Here is a 19,034-nt window from a genome sequence, read left to right on the forward strand (position 1 = left end):
GCCCCCTCGCCCCCTTCCGGGCTCCCTGCCCCCCTTCCGGGCCCGCCGCTCGCCCGCCCACCCGCCTGCTGCGAGTCGCTCCGCCAGGTCTGCCCGGCGGCTTTCAGGGAAGACGGCGTAGCGCCGGAGAAGAACCGACTTCTGCGGCCCCGCCGTCCGGCGGGCGACTGTGGGGGGTTTGATGCCGACTGCCGCCAAGGGGGAAGCGAGAGCGACCGGCGCTACGGGAAGCCCGGGGCCGCGACGCCCCGGACGCTCTCCCGCCCTGACCAGCGGCGCCGGCCGTGCGGCGGCCCGGGTCGGCGCGTTCGCGATCTGCCAGGCGGCGATGATGGCGGGCATCGGCCTGTTGATCACGGGTCCGGCCCGGGGCCTGTGGCCGTTCACCGCCGAGGACGCGGTGAACGAGACGTTCGAGGACCTGCGCAACGACGGCCTCACCACCGTGTCGACGATCGTCTCCGGCGCGGGCGACACCTCCACCGTGGTCGGGATCACGATCCTGTGCTGCCTGGTCCTCGTCCTGGCGCCCCGGCTTCCCCGGTGGCGCGAGGCGGCCTTCCTCGCGCTCGCCGTGTCGCTCCAGTCGCAGGTCTTCCTCATCATCACGGCGTCCGTGGACCGCACCCGCCCGGACGTGGAGCGGCTGGACGCCTCGCCGCCGACGTCCAGTTACACCTCCGGGCACACCGGAGCGGCCACGGCGCTCTACGCCGGTCTCGCCGTCCTGGTCCTGTCCCGGGTCCGCGGTCCCTGGCGCAGGGTGGTGGCGGGGCTCCTGCTGCTGATCCCGCTCCTCGTCGGGCTGTCCCGGCTCTACCGCGGACTGCACCACCCCAGCGACGTGGTGGGCGGCCTGCTCAACGGCACGCTCTCGCTGATCTTCGTGGGCCGTGCCGTCCTGGCCGACGACGCCTGGGCCGCGCCGCCGCCGGCCGACGCGGTGGACATCGCCGTGGCCGCCGCCGAGAGCGGCGCGGGCCCGTCGCGGGGGCGTGCCGTCGTCATCGTCAACCCGACCGTCACCGATGCCGCCACCCGCGACCGACTGAGGCTGGTCCTCGCCCAGCACGGGTACCGGGAAACGGAGTTCGTCGACACCACCGCGCAGGACGCCGGAGGCGGCCGGACGACCGAAGCGGTACGGGGCGGAGCGGGCCTGGTGGTGGTGTGCGGCGGCGACGGCACGGTCCGCGCGGTCGCCGACGCCCTGGCCGGCACCGGCGTCCCCCTGGTCCTGGTTCCCTGCGGTACGGGCAACCTGCTGGCCCGGAATCTGGGGGTGCCCCTCGACGCCGCCGACGCCCTGGCCGCCGGGCTCACCGGCGTACCGCACCCGCTCGATCTCGGCCGGATCGAGGGCGACGGCATCCCCACCACGCACTTCACGGCCATGTCGGGAGCCGGTCTCGACGCGGCGATGCTGGAGGGCACCTCCGACCGCGCCAAGTCGGCACTCGGCTGGCCCGCCTACGTCCTGGCCGGCTTCACCGCACTGCGAGCCCCCCGGATGCGGCTGGCGATCACGCTCGACGGCGGTCCGGAACTGCGCCGCACCGCCCGCATGGTCCTCATCGCCAACATAGGCACCGTCCAGGGCGGCGCGGCCCCCGTGCCCGAGGCCCGCCCCGACGACGGCCTGCTGGACCTCGCGCTCTTCGACCCGCGAGGGGCCGGCGGCTGGCTGCGTACGGCGGGCGTGCTGCTGCGCGGCCCGTCGCGCGGCGGCAAAGGCGGCAGCACCGGCCGCGACGGGAGCACCGGCCCCGGCGGAGGCACCAGCCCCCGCGGAGGCACCAGCCCCCGCGGAGGCACCAGCCCCCGCGGAGGCACCAGCCCCCGCGGGAGCACCAGTCGCGACGGGAGCACCGGCCCCGGCGGAGGCCCGGTGGAGTTCTTCACCTTCCGCCGGGCCGACATTGCCTTCACCCGGCCGCAACCACGCGAGGTGGACGGCGACTCGGTGGGACCCGGCCGGCGGATCGCCGCCGAGGTCAGGCCCGGCGCGCTCACCATCCTGCTGCCCGCCCGGGACAGCTGATGGGAACCGCGACCCGGGTACCGGTGACCCGCGACATGTCCGGCGACGAGCTGTCCGCCGACGAGGCTCTGGCGGCGCTGCGCAGATACGGCCGCTGGCCGCTGGTGCGCGACGCCTTCATACGGTTCCGTTACGCGGACGGCTTCAGCCACGCCCGCGCGCTGGCCCTACAGACGGTGCTGGCGGTCATCCCCCTGGTGATCGCCTTCGTCGGCCTCTCCACCGAGCTGCACACCGAGAACATCGGCAGACTCGCCGAGCTCACGATCCGGAGCGTCAGCGAGGGGCCGAGCGCCCGCGTGGTCGACGACGCGCTGGACCGCAACCGGAACGGAAGCGGTGATGGCCCACAGATCGCCCTGTGGCTGGGACTCGCCTTCTCCCTGACCAACGTCACGACCGCGATGTGCCAGATCGAACGCGGCGCGAACCGGATCTACGGCGTGGAGCGGGACCGCGTCTTCCACCGCAAGTACCTGCGGGGCCTGGTGATGTCGCTGAGCGCGGGCCTGCCCCTCGGCGTCGGCTCGGTCATGATGGTGGCCGGCCAGGACCTTGTTGCGGCCGCCGCGACCGTGTACGGACTCGGCGACGGCGCCAGGACGGCCTGGGGCCTGCTCCGCTGGCCGCTCGGTCTGCTGCTCGCCCTCATCTCCGCGAGCGCCATTTTCCGCCGCTCGCCGCGCCGCAAACAGCCCGGGTACACCTGGCTCGCCTTCGGAGCCGCCGTCTACCTGGTGCTGTGGACGCTGCTGAGCTGGCTGCTCAGCCTCTACCTCGAGATCAGCGGGTCCTTCGACACGGTCTACGGACCGCTCAGCGCCTTCATGTCGCTGCTTCTGTGGGCCTACCTCACCTCCATAGCACTCTTCGTCGGACTGTCCTTCGCCGCCCAACTGGAAGCCGCCCGCGCGCGCAAGCCCGGCCCGATCAGCGCCGACCCGGGAGCCTGAATGCCCTCGACCGAACCCCAGCCTCAACACCAGCCCGACGCCACGCCCCAGCCCCCACACCAGTCCGACGCCACGCCCCACTCCCAACACCAGCCCGACGCCACGCGTCGAACCGGCGGACGCCGCACCCGCCGCGCGGACCGCCGGTTCGGCGTCCGCCTGCTGGGAGCCGTCGCCGCCGCCTCGGCCGCCGCGGTCCCGTTCGCTCTGCTGCTCGTCCTCGTCGAGGGGAAGTGGCCTCCGCTGCGCCGCGTCGACGCGGGAGCGGCCCGGCGGCTGCACGCCATCGCCCTCGAACACCCGGAGTGGACCAGTACGTTGCGCGTCCTGTCCGACTGGGTGTGGGACCCGGCGACCCTGCGCGTGGTCGTCGCCCTGCTCACGCTGTGGCTGCTGTACCGCCGCGCCTGGCGGCTCGCGGCGTGGGCGGCCGTGACCGCGGCCGGCGGCGCGCTGACCGGGGTGCTCGTCAAGGTCGTCGTCGAGCGGGCGAGGCCGTCTCTGGAGGACCCGGTGGCCCACGCGCCCGGCTACTCGTTCCCCTCGGGGCACGCGATGACGGGGGCCACGTCGTTCGCCATCCTGCTCCTGGTCCTGCTGCCGATGGTTCCGCGCGCCTGGCGGGCGCTGTGCTGGACCGTGGCCGTGGTGTCGGTCCTGGGCGTGGGCTTCACGCGGATCGCGCTCGGCGTCCACTGGTTCAGCGACGTGATCGGCGGCTGGCTGCTCGGGGGAGCGGTGGTGGTCCTGACCGGCTGGGCCTTCGAGGCGTGGCGGGCCGACGCGGGCCGCCGTCGTACGAGCGTGGCCGAGGGACTCGAACCCGAACTGACCGACGACGACCCGGAACCGAGGGCGGACGGGACTCCCCGGGTCGCCCCGGCCGAGCCCGTGACGGGGCAGGCGAAGGATTCCCGCAAGAAAGCCTGACGGGTTCCGATTCTGAAGGGATTCTGATTCTGAGCAGGGGGTTCGAAAGATGAACGACAAGATCAAGTTGCGGCTGTTCTCCATCGTCTGCGTCGTGATATCGATCGCGGCTTTGGCGGCCGGCGTGCGGACGGGCGATGGGATGTACCTGTTCCTGGGTGGCATGGGGCTGCTGGGGGTGGCCCTGCTCGCCTTCGCGGTGATGCGGAGGGGGAGGCGTACTTCTTGATCGGCGCGTGCCAACGGCCGAAGCGGACAAGGGGTCCCGCACCTGTGAACCCTCCCGGTGACGCGCACCCGCGCACCGTGGCGGTGCGCTTCACGCGCCTGTGCGACGCGGACACGGCGGGTCAGGCCCTCCTCAGCGGGACCTTCGCAGGGCCTGGACGGGTGAACGCCATCAGTTCGCCTCCGGCTTCGGTCTCGATGTCGAGCGTGCGCCGATGGGCCTGGTGTCCGGCCGTCCGGCGCAAACAGTCCCGGAAGTCCTCGTCACGCATCAGCCCGGCGAGCTCCACCCAGGCGGCGACCTGGTCGGTGGACGGATCGTCGGGAAGGTCAGGTGTGGCGGAGCGGACCATGGCCACCGCGTCCGGGTCGGTGCTCTCCTCGCCGAAGACGCCGTCGATGAAGTCATCGATCAGACGGCGGCGTTCCTCGCCGGACAACTGCGTGAGCCGGTGCATGAGTCTGGTCTCCTGGGGACTGGAACCGGATCTGGCCGTAGCTCGCAGGACACTCCGGCGCAGTTGCAGCATCCGGATCTGGACGTCCACGGCATCGGCATGCGCCGAGGCGACTTCCGCCACCGAGAGTTCCCGGTTCAGCACGCGCCGGATGGCGGTGAGATCGATCCCCAACTCGCGCAGTGTGCGGACGAGTTCGAGACGCTGCAGGGCGTCGAGGTCGTACAGCCGGTATCCGGCGGGGGTTCGTTCGGTCGGCGCGACCACCTCCGAATCGGAGGAGAACCGGATGGTCCTCACCGACAGGCCGGTCCGCCGGGAGAGTTCCCCGATCGAGTAGAGAGTCGCGCTGTTCATGTCCACCACTGTGCTGTCTCCAGTCACTGGAGAGTCCAGGCCGGCCCGGTCCCGGGCCAGGGACCGGCCCGGAGCCGGGTGGTCATGGCCGGCCCGAGGCGGGGCGTCCGGCAGTGCCGGGCCCGCCGATGCGGGAAGGGGCGCGGGCGTCGCAGCGTGTGCGCGTGAGATTTTGTGAGAGATGAGAGCCTGCGTAGGTGAGTGAGACGACGACGAACACCCTGCAATACCGCTTCGACGGGCCGGAAGACGCTCCGGTCCTGGTGATCGGGCCCTCTCTGGGTACCACCTGGCACATGTGGGACCGCCAGATACCCGAGCTGTCCCAGCACTGGCGGATCTTCCGGTACGACCTGCCGGGCCACGGCGGCGCCCCCGCCCACCCGGCCCCCTCCGTCGCGGAGCTGGCCGACCGGGTGGTCGCCACCCTGGACGGGCTCGGCGTCCAGCGGTTCGGTTACGCGGGCTGCTCGATCGGCGGCGCGGTCGGGGCGGATCTGGCCCTGCGCCACCCGAGGCGGGTCGCCTCGCTGGCGCTGGTCGCGTCGTCGCCCCGGTTCGGCACCGCCGACGAGTTCCGCCGGCGCGGCGTGATCGTGCGCACCAACGGCCTGGAGCCGATGGCCCGCACCGCGCCGGAACGCTGGTTCACCCCCGGGTTCGCCGCGGCGCAGCCCGCGATCGTCGAGTGGGCCGTGCAGATGGTCCGCACCACCGACCCCGGGTGCTACATCGCCGCCTGCGAGGCGCTGGCCGCCTTCGACATCCGCGGCGAGCTGGGCCGCATCGGCGTCCCGACGCTGGTCCTGGTCGGCGCGGAGGACCAGGTCACCGGCCCTGCCGAGGCGCGCACGCTGGTCGCCGGGATTCCGGACGCCCGCCTCGCGCTGGTCCCCGGGGCCTCCCATCTGGCCCCGGTCGAGCAGCCCGCGGCGGTCTGCGACCTGCTGCTGACGCACTTCTCCTCGGCCTGGCAGGACGCCCCCGCGACCCTCCCCGCCCCGCCTCCCGTCCCCGTCTCCGCCCCCGGGCCCGGGCCCGCGACCCCCGCCGCCCCGTTCGCCCCCGCCGCCCCCTTCGCCCCCGTCGCCGAGATCGCCCCGGCCCCCGTCGCGCCCGAGGCCCCGGGGCCCGGGCCGGACGAGCGGCACGCGCGGTACGAGCACGGGGCGAGGGTGCGTCGCGAGGTGCTGGGGGACGCCCACGTCGACGCGGTGAGCGCCTCGGCCGACGCGTTCACCGAGGACTTCCAGGAGCTGGTCACCCGGTACGCGTGGGGCGAGGTGTGGAGCAGGGACGGGCTCGACCGCCGTACCCGCAGCTGCGTCACCCTCACCGCGCTCGTCGCCTCCGGCCGCCTGGAAAGCCTGGCAGCGCACACCCGCGCCGCCCTGCGCAACGGACTGACGCCCCCGGAGATCAAGGAAGTCCTCCTCCAGAGCGCCGTCTACTGCGGCGTTCCGGCCGCCGGAGCCGCCTTCGCGATCGCGCAGTCCGTGATCCAGGAGGAAACCACCCCGCCCGCGTAGCAGGATGGACCCATGAACGCATCGCTGCCGGCACTCACGCTCACCAAGAAGACCCACTCCTGCGTGCGGATCGAGAAGGAGGGGCGCGTCCTGGTCATCGACCCCGGCGGCTTCTCCGAGGACGACGCGGCCCTCGGGGCCGACGTGCTCCTGGTCACGCACGAGCACCCGGACCACTTCAACGAGGCGCGGCTGCGGGCGGGCCTGGAAGCCAATCCAGGGGCGGAGGTCTGGACGCTGCGCAGCGTGGCCGAGCAACTCTCGGCCGCGTTCCCGGGGCGCGTGCACACCGTGGGCGACGGCGACGCGTTCTCGGCCGCCGGGTTCGACGTCACCGTCCACGGGGAGTTGCACGCGGTGATCCACCCGGACATCCCGAGGATCACCAACATCGGCTTCCTGGTGGACGGTTCGGTCTTCCACCCCGGCGACGCGCTCACCGTCCCCGAGCGCCCCGTGGACACCCTGCTGCTGCCGGTGATGGCCCCGTGGAACAAGATCTCCGAGGTCATCGACTACGTACGCGAGATCAAGCCGCGCCGCGCCATCGACGTCCACGACGCCCTGCTGACCGACCTCGCCCGGCCGATCTACGACAACCAGATCGGGGCCCTGGGCGGCGCGGACCACGACCGGCTGGCCCCGGGGGGCGTCACGGAGCTGTGAGCGCCGACACCGCCGCCCGGCCGTGGCCGGGCGGCGGTTTTTCGTCGGCTGTCAGTGGGAGCCGCTAGGTTTACCGCTATGCGCATCGCCACCTGGAACGTCAATTCGATCACCGCCCGGCTGCCGAGGCTGCTGGCCTGGCTGGAGAGCAGCGGCACCGATGTGCTGTGCATCCAGGAGACCAAGTGCACGGCCGAGCAGTTCCCCGCCGACGCGCTCCGCGAGCTGGGATACGAGTCCGCGGTCAACGCCACCGGCCGGTGGAACGGGGTGGCGCTGCTCTCCCGGGTCGGCCTCACCGACGTCGTCACCGGACTGCCCGGCGGCCCGGAGTACGACGGGGCGGAGGAGCCCCGCGCCATCTCCGCCACCTGCGGGCCGTTGCGCCTGTGGTCGGTGTACGTGCCCAACGGCCGGGAGATCGAGCACCCGCACTATGCGTACAAGCTGGCCTGGCTGGAGGCCCTGCGGAAGGCCGCGGCGGCGGACGCGGCGGGGACGCTGCCGTTCGCGGTCCTCGGCGATTTCAACGTGGCCCCCACCGACGAGGACGTCTGGGACCCGGCGCTGTTCGAGGGGTCCACGCATGTGACGCCCGCCGAGCGCGCCGCCCTCACCGCTCTGGAGGGGGAGGGCCTGAGCGAGGTCGTGCCGCGCCCCCTCAAGTACGACCGGGCGTACACCTTCTGGGATTACCGGGAGCTGCGCTTCCCCAAGAACAAGGGCATGCGCATCGACCTGACGTACGGCAACGCCCCGTTCACCGCCGCCGTCAAGGACAGCTACGTCGACCGCGAGGAGCGCAAGGGCAAGGGCGCGTCCGACCACGCCCCGGTGGTCGTGGACCTCGACCTCTGAGCCGGATCCGCCGTGGGGCGGGCCGGGGTCCTTCGTCCGGATCGGGCCGGACCCCGCGAGCCCGGCCCGATCCGGACGAGAAGCGCTGAGGAAGGGCGGCGGGCCCGGCGGCACCGGACCCGCCGCCCGCCGGGCTCAGTGCACCGAGAACCCGCCGTCCACGAAGACCGACTGCCCGGTGACGTACGCGGAGGAGCGCCCCGCCAGGAAGACCACGGCCCCCGCGAAGTCCTCGGCCAGCCCGTTGCGGCCGACCAGGGTGCGGGCGGCGAGCGAGGCGACCTTCTCCTCGTCGGAGGCCAGCCGCTCGTTGAGCGGCGTCAGCACGAAGCCCGGGACCAGGGTGTTCACGGTCACGCCGTGCGGCGACCACGCCTCGGCCTGGGAGCGGGCCAGCGATTCGAGCCCGCCCTTGGACACTCCGTACGCCCCGCTGTTCACGAAGGCCCGGTGCGCCTGCTGCGAGGACACGTGGATGATGCGCCCGTAGCCCCGCTCGGCCATCCCGGGACCGAAGCGCTGCCCCAGCAGGAACGGCGCCTTGAGGTTCACCGCCATCGTGGTGTCCCAGACGTCCTCGCCGAGCTCGCCCATCGGCGGGCGCAGGTTGATCCCGGCGCAGTTCACCAGGATGTCCGGCTCCCCGAAGGCTTCGGCGGCCCCCTCCGCCCCCGCGCGCACGCCCTCGGCGGTGCTGAGGTCCGCACTCACCCAGGCGGCCCGGCACCCCTCGGCGGCCAGCTCGTCGACGGTCGCCCGCAGCTCCGCCTCCCGCCGCGCCACCACGACGACACGCGCCCCGGCCCGGGCGAGGGCCCCGGTGATCGCCCGCCCGATACCGGAGCTGCCACCGGTCACCACGGCCACCCGGCCCATCAGCGAGAAGAGCTCTGACACATACTCCTGCGCACTCATGTTCGTACCCTAGTACGCCGATCGCGGAAGGTGATCTTCATGTTCGGGCCCTCTGGCCGGCCGGGGCCCGGGCGCCCCGGCCGGGGGCGTACGCCGGGTCCTGGCGGTGCCGGCCCGGCGTGTGGCCGTAGGCCCGCCGGAAGACATCGATGAACGCGCTGGCGGACGACCAGCCGCACCGGTGGGCCACGGTGGTCACCGGCGTGTCCTCGGCCAGCAGGACCAGCGCCTCGTACAGGCGCAGTTGCGTGCGCCACTGGGGAAAGGTCATGCCCAGCTCGCTGGTGAAGAGCCGGGACAGCGTGCGGGCGCTCGCACCGGTCTCCCGGCTCAGGGCGGCCAGAGTGCGCCCGTCCGCGGGATCGGCGCGCAGGATGTCGCAGACCCGCCCCAGCCGGGCGTCGGTGGGGGCCGGCAGGTGGACCGGCTGCTGCGGCGAGGCCGCCAGCTGGTCCAGCAGCACCGCCCGCAGACGTCGGCGCTCGGGCCGGTCGTCATCGTCGGGCGTGTCCGTGTGGGCGCGGATCAGCTCCCGCAGCAGCGGTCCCACCCTCAGCACGGACGGGGCGTCCAGCCCGAGGGGGTTGTCCGTCGCCGGCAGGCCGACGAGACGCAGCTCGGTCGCCCCATGGGCACGGTGGGCGTGCACGGTTCCGGCCGGTACCCAGATGGCCCGGTTCGCCGGCGCCACCCAGATGCCGGCGTCCGTGGTGACGGCCAGCACCCCGCGCGCCGCGTAGACGATCTGGTGGTCGTCGTGGCGGTGGGCGTCGATGTCGGATCCCGGCGGCAACCACTGGGTGCGGGTCGGTGCGACCGGCTCGTGGCGGATTTCCGTCATTACTTGTCTTTATATCGGAAGTTCGACAGCCGGTGGGCGATGACGATGGCCGAGTGGCGAAAAACAAAGCGATCACTCTGCTGTCCCTCGGGCATGCCTGCGTCGACGTCTACCAGGGGGCCGTGGCCGCCCTCGTCCCGTACTTCGTCTCCGAACGCGCCTACACCTACGCCGCGGCCTCCGGCATCGTGCTCGCCGCATCGCTGCTGTCCTCCGTGGCGCAACCCCTGTTCGGATGGATGACCGACCGCCGGGCGGCGCCCTGGCTGCTGCCCGTGAGCACCGTCGTCGCGGGCCTGGGGATCGCCCTGAGCGGGCTCGGCGGCTCCTACGCGCTGACCTTGTTGTTCGTGGGCATCGGCGGCGTCGGCGTCGCCGCCTACCACCCCGAGTCCGCCCGCGTCGCCCGCATCGCCTCGAAGGGCAGCCACCGGGCGATGGGCTGGTTCTCGCTGGGCGGCAACCTCGGCTTCGCCTTCGCGCCCGTCCTCGTGGCCGTGGTCGTCGGATTCGGCGGTCTGCGGCTCACCCCGCTGCTCGTGTTCCCCGCCCTCGCCGGGAGCCTGCTGACCCTCCCCGTCCTGCGCGGCCTGGAGCGGGTGACCGCCGCCCCGGCTACGACCACGACGCCCCCGGCCCCCGACGACACGGTCTCGTTCGTGAAGCTCACCCTGGCGGTGGTCTGCCGGTCGATCGTCTTCGTCGGCCTGAGCACCTTCATCGCGTTCTACGTGCGCGAGCGCACCGGCCAAGGCCCGGCGGCCGGGACCGCGGCCCTGGTCGTGCTCTACCTGGGCGGCGCGGTCGGCACCGTACTGGGCGGACACCTCGCCGAGCGCTGGGACCGCGTCACCGTGGTGCGCGGGTCCTACCTCCTCACCGTGGCGGCCGTGGCGGGAGTCGTCCTCACACCCGGCCCGGCTCTCTACGCGTTCGTCGCCCTGACCTCGGCGGGCCTCTACATCCCGTTCTCGCTCCAGGTGACGCTGGCTCAGGACTACCTGCCCAGCCGCGTCGGCACGGCCTCCGGCGTCACCCTGGGCCTGACCGTCAGCGTCGGCGGCCTGTTCAGCCCCGTGATCGGACGCCTGGCCGACGCCACCTCCTTGCAGACCGCCCTCCTGCCGCTGATCGCCATGCCCTTCCTGAGCTGGCTGCTCTTCCTGACCCTCCCGGAACCGGCCGCGCCGAGCACGCCACGCCGGGCCGCGGAGGACGAGCGGCCCGGAAGCGTGGTGGTCACGACCGAGGCGCCCACGACTCCGGCGTCGGACGTCAGGCGGCCGTGGCGACCCCGACGCCGATCGCGATGAACAGCCATCCGGTCGTCAGCTCCCAGCGGTGACGGATCTTCGGACGGGCCAGCAGGGCCCGCAGACGTGCGGCGACGGCGACCAGGGCGAACCAGTAGACGATGCCGATGAGGATGTCCAGCGTCCCGAGGAAGAAGATCTGCCGGGTCATCGATCCGCCGCCGTTCACGAACTGCGGCAGGATGCTGAGGAAGAACAGCGCCGCCTTGGGGTTGAGCACATTGGTGAGCAACCCCTGCGAGAATCCGGCCCGCCACCGGCCCCGGACGACCCCGCCCTTCGCGGAACCGGCTTCCGCCGAACCGCCCTCCCCAGAACCGCCCCCCGCCGAACCGCCCTCCGCGGAACCGGCCCGCGGCGCTGAGCCGCCCTTCGCGGAACCCTCCGGCGCGGGGTCGCTGCCCCCGTCGAGGACCGTCCGCCGCCCCGCGGACCGCTCACGGGCGACCCGCCGGGCGGCCAGCACCGCCCGCACCCCCAGATAAACCAGGTAGGCCGCGCCGAGCAGCTTGATCGCGTCGAAGACCACGGGGGAGCGGGCGGCGATCACCGACAGCCCCACGGCGGCGGCGAGCATGTGCACGCACAACCCGGCCTGCGCGCCCAGCGCCGCCGCCCGCCCCTTCGACGGGTGTTCGGTCGCCGACCGCACCACCACGAGGAAGTCCGGCCCGGGAACGAGGTACGCCACCAGCACGACGCCGAGAAAACCGACGAGATCGACCGACATCCGCTCTCCATTCGACAGCCCCGGGACCGGTGTGCCGCCGGGCCATGGGGTTCCGGTACCCCTGATGGGCCCGGGCAGGCGGAGGGCGTCGCGAAGACGCCGTCCTGCTCGCAGTCCCCGCCCGCCCACGCCACCCCCGCCCACGCACCACGCCCCGGCCGCCCTCGGCCCCCGACCGGCGAGCGCCGCGCGCCTGTGGTGCGGGGCCTGGCGGGGATGGGACCCTGGTGGGATGAACATCCCCTTCTTGGACAACTGGCTGAAGCGTCAGGGCGGTAGGCAGGGGGGCGCGTTCGCGGCCGCCGTGGAGGCAGACCCGGACGGCGTGGCCGCGCTGCTCGCCGAATGCGAACTGCTGCGTGTCCGGGCGGGGCAGGAAGGGCTGGAACTGGACGACACCCCCGCCTCCTTGACCGCGCTCGACCAGTTGCCGCCCCGCTGGCGCGACGACCCCGAGGAGCTGCCCTGGCTCGGCAACGACGCCGGTCTCTATCTGGGCACCGTCCTCGTGCGCACCGTGCCGGGGGCCGCGTGGGACGTCTGGCCGAGCGGCCGGCCCGTGGTGCGGCTGGCGTCCGGGCGGGAGATCGACGTGGTGACGGCCGGGCTGGACTGGGCGATGGCGGGCAGCCCGGAGCTCTCGCAGGTGTACGCGGAGTCCGCCGAGAACTGAGCCCGTCCCCTCATGGGGATAAAAAGCCTTATGCGCCATTTGCGCGTGTCGGGTGCGAAGTCCCTTTTCGCGATGGATAGTTTGCGCTGACCTCGACACAGCGACAAGTGGGTAGGGCAGCGCATGGCCGTCGATCCGTTGATCGAACTGAGGGACGTCAACAAACACTTCGGAGAGTTGCACGTACTTCAGGACATCAATCTCACCGTCGGCCGCGGGGAGGTGGTGGTGGTCATCGGCCCCTCCGGCTCCGGGAAATCCACCCTCTGCCGGGCGGTCAACCGGCTGGAGACGATCGAGTCCGGCTCCATCCTGATCGACGGGAGACCCCTCCCCGAGGAGGGCAAGGGCCTGGCCCGGCTCCGCGCCGAAGTCGGCATGGTCTTCCAGTCGTTCAACCTCTTCGCCCACAAGACGGTGCTGGCCAACGTGTCACTGGCCCAGCTCAAGGTCCGCAAGCGCAAGAAGGAGGAGGCCGACCGGCGCTCCCGGGAACTGCTGGAGAGGGTCGGCCTCGCCTCCCAGGCCGACAAGTTCCCCGCCCAGCTCTCCGGCGGCCAGCAGCAGCGCGTGGCGATCGCCCGCGCCCTGGCCATGGACCCCAAGGCGCTCCTCTTCGACGAGCCCACATCGGCGCTCGACCCGGAGATGATCAACGAGGTGCTGGAAGTGATGCAGCAGCTCGCCCAGGAGGGCATGACCATGGTCGTGGTCACCCACGAGATGGGCTTCGCCCGGTCCGCCGCCAACCGTGTCGTCTTCATGTCGGACGGCCGCATCGTGGAGGACCGCACCCCGGAGGACTTCTTCACCTCCCCGGAGAGCGACCGCGCCAAGGACTTCCTGTCCAAGATCCTCAAGCACTGACGGGAGGCTCCCATGTTGCGTACCAACAGCGGTCGCGGAGGCGGCCGGAGCGCGGCCCTGCTGGCGCTCGGCCTCCTGGTCTGCGTACTCGCCGCGGCCTGCGGCAAGGACGGCAGCCCGCCGGTCAAGGGCCCCAGGGCCGAGGCCCTGCCGGTCTACCAGGTGGACGAGGGCTTCCAACTTCCCGACTCTCCCACCTGGTCGAAGGCGAAACGGCGCGGCTACCTGGTCGTCGGCGCCAAGGAGGACCAGCCCTACCTGGGCGAGAAGGACCCGGCCAGCGGCGTCTACTCCGGCTTCGACATCGAGATCGCCCGGATGATGGCGGCCTCGCTCGGCTTCGAACCACGGACCATCCGCTTCCGGACCATCGCCTCCGCCAACCGCGAGACCGCCCTCCAGAACGGCCAGATCGACTACTACGTCGGCACCTACACCATCAACGACCTGCGCAAGAAGCTCGTCGGCTTCGCCGGCCCCTACTACATGGCGGGCCAGGGACTGCTGGTGCGCACCGACGAGAACGACATCGACGGGCCCCAGGACCTGGACGGCAAGACGGTCTGCTCCGCCGCCGGGTCCACGCCCTACCAGCGCATCGCCGAGGACTACCCCAAGGCGGTGCTCGTCGCCTACGACACGTACTCGATCTGCGTCGACAACCTGCTGACCTTCCAGGTCGACGCCGTCACCACCGACGACGCGATCCTGCTGGGCTTCGCGGCCAAGGCGCCCGACGAGATGAAGGTCGTCGGCAAGCCCTTCTCCGAGGAGCCGTACGGCATCGGCGTACCGCGCACCGACAACGCGCTGCGGGCCGCGCTCAACGACGCGCTGGAGGCCGGCGAGAAGAACGGCGACTGGAAGAAGGCGTTCGAAGCGACGCTGGGACGCTCCGGAGTCCCCGCGCCGACCCCGCCGCCCATCGACCGCTACCCGGCGAACTGAGGGGACGGCCCCACCCATGGACGTACTGACCGACAACTTCTCCCTCTACGGCAAGGGCTTCCTCGGCACCGTCGAGCTGACCGTCTACTCCTCGGCCCTCGCCCTGGCCCTCGGCTTCGTCATGGCCTCCTTCCGGGTCGCGCCGGTCGGCTCGCTGCGGGTGCTGGGCACGGTCTGGGTGACCGTGCTGCGCAACACCCCGCTGACGCTGCTGTTCTTCGCGGTCCTCCTCGGACTGCCCCGCTTCGGCCTCGTACTGCCCTTCCAGCTCTTCGCCGTCCTGGCGCTGGGCTGCTACACCTCCGCGTTCATCTGCGAGGTGCTGCGCTCCGGCATCAACACCGTGCCCACCGGCCAGGGCGAGGCCGCCCGCAGCCTCGGGATGAACTTCGGCCAGACCCTGAGCGAGGTCGTCCTGCCGCAGGCGTTCCGGTCGGTGATCCCGCCGGTCGGCTCGACCCTGATCGCGCTGGCGAAGAACTCCGCGATCGCCGGAGCGTTCAGCGTCACCGAACTCCTCGGCACCTACCGGACGCTCAACGAGCTGGGCTACAGCATCATCTGGACGTTCATCTGGATCGCCGTCGGCTACCTGATCATCACCCTCACCATCAGTGCGCTCTTCAACGTGATGGAGAAGCGCTGGGGAGTCGCACGATGACCCACTCCGCCCCCTCGGCCACCGCGCTCTACGACATCCCGGGCCCGCAGACCCGCAAACGGCATCTCCTGTACGGGATCATCTCGACGGCCGTGATCCTCGCGATCGTCGGCTGGATCGTCCATCTCCTCTTCGACACCGGCCAGTTCACCGCCGAGAAGTGGCGGCCCTTCCAGTACAAGGGCATCCAGGAACTGCTGCTGCGCGGACTCGGCAACACCCTCAAGGCGTTCGCGTACGCCGCCGTCCTCTCCCTCGCCCTGGGCGCGGTCCTCGCGGTCGGCCGGCTCTCCGCGCACCGCCCGGTGCGCTGGATCTCCACCCTGCTGGTCGAGTTCTTCCGGGCCATGCCGGTGCTGGTGATGATCTTCTTCATCTTCGTGGCGCTGAAGGTGCAGGCGCTGCCCGCCCTGGTCGCCGGACTGACCCTCTACAACGGCTCGGTCCTCGCGGAGGTCTTCCGCACCGGGATCAACTCCGTGGACCGGGGCCAGCGGGAGGCCGCGTACGCCCTCGGTATGCGCAAGACACAGGTCACGACGTTCGTCCTGGCTCCCCAGGCCGTGCGCGCGATGCTGCCGACCATCATCAGTCAGCTGGTGGTCGCGCTCAAGGACACCTCACTGGGTTACCTGATCACCTACGAGGAATTCCTCCACGCGGGGAAGCTGATCGCGTCGAATCTCGACTACGATCTTCCCTTCATCCCCGTCGTGATGGTGATCTCTCCGATCTACATCGGACTGTGCATGCTGCTCTCGTGGTTCGCCACCTGGGTGGCGCGGCGACAGCGGCGCAATCCGAGGACGGAGGCGGTGGGGGTGGCCCCGGCCGAGCCGGGGAAGCTGCTGCCGGGAGGCCAGTAGCCGGGCCATGCCCGCCCGGCAGCAGTCGGTGATCACTTCTCGCGCAGCGGGACCGAGAGATGACTCGGGTCCGTGCCGGGCGAGGAGAAGGTCAGCTGCGCGCCGGTCGGGTTGTGCTCGATGTACAGCGGATCGACGGTGTCGATCACCAGGGCGAGCCGGTGACCGGCCGGGACGTCGTAGGCCGTGGAGTACAGCTCCAGGTCGACGGGGAACGGCCGGCCCGGCGTCTGCCCGTGGAACGTGTACGGGGCGTTGCTGACCAGCTTGCCCACGCCGAGCGGGCCGACGTCGTAGAGGTACGCGACGAACGTGCCGCTCGACCGGGTGCTGGTGACGGTGGTGTGCAGCTCGGCCGCGCCCCGGACGCGCTGCTCGGAGCCGTATCTCTCCGACTGCCAGACGCTCGCGAAGCCGCGCGGCAGCAGAGGCACGGAGACGGTGGGCGGCAGTTTCAGGAACTGGTCCAGCGCGTTGGAGAGCAGCGTGACGCCCCCGTTGGCGCCGGAGTCGACGTTCGCCCACACCTTCTTCGTGCCGTCGAGCTGTATACGGCTCTTCGCCGCGCCCACCGACTTCCAGTCCGGGTAGCCCTCATACCCCTTGTCCGTACGGGACTTGAGCTGGACCGGCTGCTCGGTGTCGATGCCGTTGCGCTCGCCCTTGAGGTAGCGGTCGAACCAGCGGCGGGTGCTCGTCCAGGTGTCGTTGGGCAGCCCGAACAGGCCGGTCAGCTCGGCGGTGGCGTGGTCGCCGGGGCGGAACTCCAGCCGCTTGGGGCCGGTGAGCTTCTCGTAGAACGAGGCGTACTGGTTGGGCGGGAAGATGGTGTCGCCCCAGGCGTTGCCCATCATGACCGCCGCGCCGTTGGCGTTGATCCTGTCGAGGTGGGTGGCGGGAGACCTCTTGGCGCCCCAGGCGATCATCTCCGGTTCCTTGTCGAGGTTGGAGCCGAGGAAGTCCTTGAGCGTCTGGGAGAGTTCGTCGCTGGGACGGCCGGTGATCAGCCCGGCGCCGCCGAGCAGGGCGGCGGCCTGGAGGTGCTGGGTCCGCCCGCTGTAGATGGAGTCGATGAGGTCGGCCCAGCCGCTGAGCGCGGCCACCGCCTTGATCCGGGGGTCGTGCCCGGCGGCGAGCAGGCTGATGCCGGCCCCGTAACTGACGCCGCCCATGCCGATCCGGTCCGGGTCGGCCGAGGTGTTCGCGAGCGCCCAGTCGATGACGGCGGAGGCGTCCGCGATGTCCGGCGGACCCGCCACCTCGATCTTCCCGCCGGAGAGCCAGAAGCCGCGCGAGGTGTAACTCACCACCACATAACCGGAGTCGGCGAGCTTCTGGGCCTGCGCCAGATACTCGATCTGCGGCATGGCCCAGCTGGTCGGGAAGACGATCAGCGGATGCCTGGCCCCGGGCGGGCTTGTGGAGGGCTTGAACACATTGCCCTTGAGCGTGATGCCGCCGGAGCCGGGGATGTCGTGGAACGTCAGGCTCGGCGCGGAGGCGCTCACCGAGGCGGGGGCGGGCGCGGCCCCGGCCGCCGGAGCCGCGCCGAGGGCGGCTCCGGTCAGCAGGACGACGGCGGTGGTGATCGAAGCGGTGGTGCGCAGTGCCGGTTTCGGACGTGCCACGGGTCACTCCTCACGCGTGTCAGTGCAAAGTGACCCGACGGTAACCCCGGGCTTTTACCGCTGGTAACTACCCGGTGTGTTGCGCGAAGGTAACGATTATTGGACGTGCTGTCAGCAACTGCTCACTTCAGCGCGCTCTTGGCCTGCCAGTCGGCCCACGACACGTTCCACGCGCCGTACCCGTTGCCCTCGGCGACCGTGCCCTTGGCGTCAGCGCCGGTGATCTCGAACGGGTCGCCCACCCGCACCTGCCCGTAGAGCGCGGAGGCGTTGGCGTCGCTCATCCCGAGACAGCCCGAGCTGCGGTTGGCGTTGCCGAAGTAGCCGCTGTTCCACGGCGCGGCGTGCGCGTACATCCCCGACCAGGTCAGCCGCATCGAGTAGTCGACCATCTTGTCGTAGGCGTCGCCCAGGCCCACCGTCTCGGAGCGCATGTTGATCGTGCCCTCCTTCGACATCAGGACGGCCGTGCCCCGCCAGGACGCCTTGTCGCCGCCCGGAGTGCCGCCCGACATCGGGGCGTCCAGCACCTGCTTGCCGTCACGGTGCAGGGCCAGGCGGTGCCCGTCCAGGTCGACCTTGACCACCTGGGCGTCGCCGATGGTGAACGTGGTCGTGTAGTCCCGGACGAACCAGCCGCCGTCCGCCCCCGTGTCGACGCCGTTCAGGTCCGCGTCCAGGGTCACCTTCGTACCGGGCTTCCAGTACTCCTCGGGCCGCCAGTCGACGCGGTCCTTGCCCGAGTAGTCCCGCAACCAGCCCCAGGAGCCCCGGGTGTCGTTCGAGGTGGACAGCTTCAGCGCCTTCTCCACCGCCGCCTTGTTCTTCACCGGGTGGTCGAAGACGACCGACACCGGCTGGGCGATGCCGACCGTGGTGTCCTTCCCCGGCGCGAGCGACAACTTGTTGACCTTCTCGGCCTCGGCGGTCGTGAACGTCGCCCGGTCGCTGCCGCCGTCCGTGTCCTTCACCTCGACCGTGTACGAGGTCCCCGGCGCGGCGACCCGCCCGGATATCCAGGTCGTGCCGTCGCCGGATATCTTCCCGGCCAGCGGGCCGCCCTCGTTGGCCGTCACCGCGACCGTCTTGAGCTTTCCGTGCTCCAGCGTGACCTTGACCGGCTCGCCCGGGGCCGCTGCCGTGCCCTCCAGGTTCACCGAGATGCTGGTCCTGCGCGCCTCGTCGCCCCCGCCCGTCCGCGCGGCGGAGTCGGCCGTCCCTCCGTCCGAGCAGGCCGTGAGCGCGGCGGCGAGCAGCGCCGCCGGGCCGATCAGGGCGAGCCGGGCGCTCCGTCCGGCCGGAACGGTGCGCCCGGACGGGGCGGCGGTGCGACGGGTGCGCGGGCGTGCGGAACTCAACGGAAAAACCTCCAGGCGGCGAGACTCGACAGGTGAGAGGGGCTTTCCCCCCTGCCGGGTTGCGTTTCCCCCCTGCCGGGTTTCCCCCGCGCCCGGAGTACGCTCCACCCTCGGCCAGAATCTCGGAGCGGGGGAGAGACCAGTGGGCGCAGTCGTGGGCAGCGTGCCGAACCGGATACCCGGGGCCGGTCGGTGACGGCCGCCGACCCGGTCG

At 71.7% G+C, this 19,034-nt stretch carries 19 protein-coding genes; 13 read left to right on the forward strand and 6 right to left on the reverse strand.

Annotated features, from left to right (window positions below; translation table 11 throughout):
• Positions 1 to 181: 181 nt before the first annotated feature.
• From ACLJPL_RS15050 to ACLJPL_RS15065, 4 genes are read left to right on the forward strand one after another with little or no spacing between them, the layout of a single operon-like run.
• On the forward strand, positions 182 to 2,041 hold the full coding sequence (locus ACLJPL_RS15050) for a diacylglycerol kinase family protein (protein WP_411081327.1): 1,860 nt from the start codon (positions 182 to 184) through the stop codon (positions 2,039 to 2,041).
• On the forward strand, positions 2,041 to 2,994 hold the full coding sequence (locus ACLJPL_RS15055) for a YihY/virulence factor BrkB family protein (RefSeq protein ID WP_411081328.1): 954 nt from the start codon (positions 2,041 to 2,043) through the stop codon (positions 2,992 to 2,994). Before ACLJPL_RS15050 ends, ACLJPL_RS15055 begins: the two co-directional genes overlap by 1 nt.
• The gene (locus ACLJPL_RS15060; protein WP_411081329.1) at positions 2,995 to 3,924 is read left to right on the forward strand and encodes a phosphatase PAP2 family protein; all 930 of its coding nucleotides are present in this window, start codon (positions 2,995 to 2,997) and stop codon (positions 3,922 to 3,924) included. It abuts the gene before it with no gap.
• A 49-nt stretch (positions 3,925 to 3,973) separates the two neighbouring features.
• A complete protein-coding gene (locus tag ACLJPL_RS15065; protein ID WP_411081330.1) occupies positions 3,974 to 4,153 on the forward strand; it encodes a hypothetical protein in 180 nt (59 codons plus the stop codon).
• A gap of 121 nt (positions 4,154 to 4,274) precedes the next feature.
• Here the strand turns inward: ACLJPL_RS15065 and ACLJPL_RS15070 are convergent, their stop codons facing one another.
• The gene (locus ACLJPL_RS15070) at positions 4,275 to 4,967 is read right to left on the reverse strand and encodes a MerR family transcriptional regulator (protein WP_411081331.1); all 693 of its coding nucleotides are present in this window, start codon (positions 4,965 to 4,967) and stop codon (positions 4,275 to 4,277) included.
• A 197-nt stretch (positions 4,968 to 5,164) separates the two neighbouring features.
• On the opposite strand from ACLJPL_RS15070, the gene ACLJPL_RS15075 reads away from it, so the two are divergent.
• From ACLJPL_RS15075 to ACLJPL_RS15085, 3 genes are all read left to right on the forward strand, one after another.
• Entirely contained in the window at positions 5,165 to 6,496 is a 1,332-nt protein-coding gene (locus ACLJPL_RS15075; RefSeq protein ID WP_411081332.1) for an alpha/beta fold hydrolase, read from the forward strand.
• Between the two features lie 12 nt (positions 6,497 to 6,508).
• A complete protein-coding gene (locus ACLJPL_RS15080) occupies positions 6,509 to 7,162 on the forward strand; it encodes an MBL fold metallo-hydrolase (RefSeq protein WP_411081333.1) in 654 nt (217 codons plus the stop codon).
• A gap of 78 nt (positions 7,163 to 7,240) precedes the next feature.
• Positions 7,241 to 8,020 carry an exodeoxyribonuclease III gene (locus tag ACLJPL_RS15085; RefSeq protein WP_411081334.1) on the forward strand — a complete coding sequence of 260 codons (780 nt, stop codon included), beginning with the start codon at positions 7,241 to 7,243 and terminating at the stop codon, positions 8,018 to 8,020.
• A 135-nt stretch (positions 8,021 to 8,155) separates the two neighbouring features.
• Here ACLJPL_RS15085 and ACLJPL_RS15090 read toward each other — a convergent pair whose 3' ends face one another.
• Together ACLJPL_RS15090 and ACLJPL_RS15095 are read right to left on the reverse strand one after the other, a co-directional pair.
• Complete coding sequence (locus ACLJPL_RS15090) at positions 8,156 to 8,935, reverse strand: SDR family NAD(P)-dependent oxidoreductase (RefSeq protein WP_411081335.1); 780 nt, start codon at positions 8,933 to 8,935, stop codon at positions 8,156 to 8,158.
• Between the two features lie 37 nt (positions 8,936 to 8,972).
• Positions 8,973 to 9,776, reverse strand: coding sequence for an AraC family transcriptional regulator (locus ACLJPL_RS15095; protein WP_411081336.1), 804 nt, complete (start codon positions 9,774 to 9,776; stop codon positions 8,973 to 8,975).
• Between the two features lie 53 nt (positions 9,777 to 9,829).
• Between ACLJPL_RS15095 and ACLJPL_RS15100 the strand changes: the two genes are divergently transcribed.
• Positions 9,830 to 11,089 carry an MFS transporter gene (locus ACLJPL_RS15100; RefSeq protein ID WP_411081337.1) on the forward strand — a complete coding sequence of 420 codons (1,260 nt, stop codon included), beginning with the start codon at positions 9,830 to 9,832 and terminating at the stop codon, positions 11,087 to 11,089.
• On the opposite strand, the gene ACLJPL_RS15105 is transcribed toward ACLJPL_RS15100, so the two are convergent.
• On the reverse strand, positions 11,052 to 11,819 hold the full coding sequence (locus ACLJPL_RS15105) for a LysE family translocator (protein ID WP_411081338.1): 768 nt from the start codon (positions 11,817 to 11,819) through the stop codon (positions 11,052 to 11,054). The two genes, ACLJPL_RS15100 and ACLJPL_RS15105, sit on opposite strands and share 38 nt — an antisense overlap.
• A gap of 232 nt (positions 11,820 to 12,051) precedes the next feature.
• On the opposite strand from ACLJPL_RS15105, the gene ACLJPL_RS15110 reads away from it, so the two are divergent.
• The 5 genes from ACLJPL_RS15110 (at position 12,052) to ACLJPL_RS15130 (ending at position 15,834) form a co-directional block, all read left to right on the forward strand.
• Positions 12,052 to 12,492, forward strand: a complete 441-nt coding sequence (locus ACLJPL_RS15110) for a DUF6278 family protein (protein ID WP_411081339.1) — start codon at positions 12,052 to 12,054, stop codon at positions 12,490 to 12,492.
• A 123-nt stretch (positions 12,493 to 12,615) separates the two neighbouring features.
• Entirely contained in the window at positions 12,616 to 13,359 is a 744-nt protein-coding gene (locus ACLJPL_RS15115; RefSeq protein WP_411081340.1) for an amino acid ABC transporter ATP-binding protein, read from the forward strand.
• 12 nt (positions 13,360 to 13,371) lie between these two features.
• Complete coding sequence (locus tag ACLJPL_RS15120) at positions 13,372 to 14,307, forward strand: glutamate ABC transporter substrate-binding protein (RefSeq protein ID WP_411081341.1); 936 nt, start codon at positions 13,372 to 13,374, stop codon at positions 14,305 to 14,307.
• A gap of 16 nt (positions 14,308 to 14,323) precedes the next feature.
• On the forward strand, positions 14,324 to 14,968 hold the full coding sequence (locus ACLJPL_RS15125; RefSeq protein WP_411081342.1) for an amino acid ABC transporter permease: 645 nt from the start codon (positions 14,324 to 14,326) through the stop codon (positions 14,966 to 14,968).
• Positions 14,965 to 15,834 (forward strand): amino acid ABC transporter permease, encoded by an 870-nt coding sequence (locus ACLJPL_RS15130; RefSeq protein WP_411081343.1) that lies wholly within the window; start codon positions 14,965 to 14,967, stop codon positions 15,832 to 15,834. Before ACLJPL_RS15125 ends, ACLJPL_RS15130 begins: the two co-directional genes overlap by 4 nt.
• A 32-nt stretch (positions 15,835 to 15,866) precedes the next feature.
• Here the strand turns inward: ACLJPL_RS15130 and ACLJPL_RS15135 are convergent, their stop codons facing one another.
• Positions 15,867 to 17,462 (reverse strand): CocE/NonD family hydrolase, encoded by a 1,596-nt coding sequence (locus ACLJPL_RS15135; protein WP_411081344.1) that lies wholly within the window; start codon positions 17,460 to 17,462, stop codon positions 15,867 to 15,869.
• Positions 17,463 to 17,584: 122 nt separating this feature from the next.
• Entirely contained in the window at positions 17,585 to 18,820 is a 1,236-nt protein-coding gene (locus ACLJPL_RS15140) for a L,D-transpeptidase (protein ID WP_411081345.1), read from the reverse strand.
• Between the last annotated feature and the right edge of the window lie 214 nt (positions 18,821 to 19,034).

Source organism: Streptomyces sp. cmx-18-6 (assembly GCF_046548915.1).
In the GTDB taxonomy this organism is placed as follows: domain Bacteria; phylum Actinomycetota; class Actinomycetes; order Streptomycetales; family Streptomycetaceae; genus Streptomyces.

What these genes read in the sequence shown, in the direction of transcription:
- ACLJPL_RS15050 (WP_411081327.1), top strand. Translation starts at nt 182, where the DNA reads ATGCCGACTGCCGCCAAGGGGGAAGCGAGAGCGACCGGCGCTACGGGA.
- ACLJPL_RS15055 (WP_411081328.1), top strand. Translation starts at nt 2,041, where the DNA reads ATGGGAACCGCGACCCGGGTACCGGTGACCCGCGACATGTCCGGCGAC.
- ACLJPL_RS15060 (WP_411081329.1), top strand. Translation starts at nt 2,995, where the DNA reads ATGCCCTCGACCGAACCCCAGCCTCAACACCAGCCCGACGCCACGCCC.
- ACLJPL_RS15065 (WP_411081330.1), top strand. Translation starts at nt 3,974, where the DNA reads ATGAACGACAAGATCAAGTTGCGGCTGTTCTCCATCGTCTGCGTCGTG.
- ACLJPL_RS15070 (WP_411081331.1), bottom strand. Translation starts at nt 4,967, where the DNA reads ATGAACAGCGCGACTCTCTACTCGATCGGGGAACTCTCCCGGCGGACC.
- ACLJPL_RS15080 (WP_411081333.1), top strand. Translation starts at nt 6,509, where the DNA reads ATGAACGCATCGCTGCCGGCACTCACGCTCACCAAGAAGACCCACTCC.
- ACLJPL_RS15085 (WP_411081334.1), top strand. Translation starts at nt 7,241, where the DNA reads ATGCGCATCGCCACCTGGAACGTCAATTCGATCACCGCCCGGCTGCCG.
- ACLJPL_RS15090 (WP_411081335.1), bottom strand. Translation starts at nt 8,935, where the DNA reads ATGAGTGCGCAGGAGTATGTGTCAGAGCTCTTCTCGCTGATGGGCCGG.
- ACLJPL_RS15095 (WP_411081336.1), bottom strand. Translation starts at nt 9,776, where the DNA reads ATGACGGAAATCCGCCACGAGCCGGTCGCACCGACCCGCACCCAGTGG.
- ACLJPL_RS15105 (WP_411081338.1), bottom strand. Translation starts at nt 11,819, where the DNA reads ATGTCGGTCGATCTCGTCGGTTTTCTCGGCGTCGTGCTGGTGGCGTAC.
- ACLJPL_RS15110 (WP_411081339.1), top strand. Translation starts at nt 12,052, where the DNA reads ATGAACATCCCCTTCTTGGACAACTGGCTGAAGCGTCAGGGCGGTAGG.
- ACLJPL_RS15115 (WP_411081340.1), top strand. Translation starts at nt 12,616, where the DNA reads ATGGCCGTCGATCCGTTGATCGAACTGAGGGACGTCAACAAACACTTC.
- ACLJPL_RS15120 (WP_411081341.1), top strand. Translation starts at nt 13,372, where the DNA reads ATGTTGCGTACCAACAGCGGTCGCGGAGGCGGCCGGAGCGCGGCCCTG.
- ACLJPL_RS15125 (WP_411081342.1), top strand. Translation starts at nt 14,324, where the DNA reads ATGGACGTACTGACCGACAACTTCTCCCTCTACGGCAAGGGCTTCCTC.
- ACLJPL_RS15130 (WP_411081343.1), top strand. Translation starts at nt 14,965, where the DNA reads ATGACCCACTCCGCCCCCTCGGCCACCGCGCTCTACGACATCCCGGGC.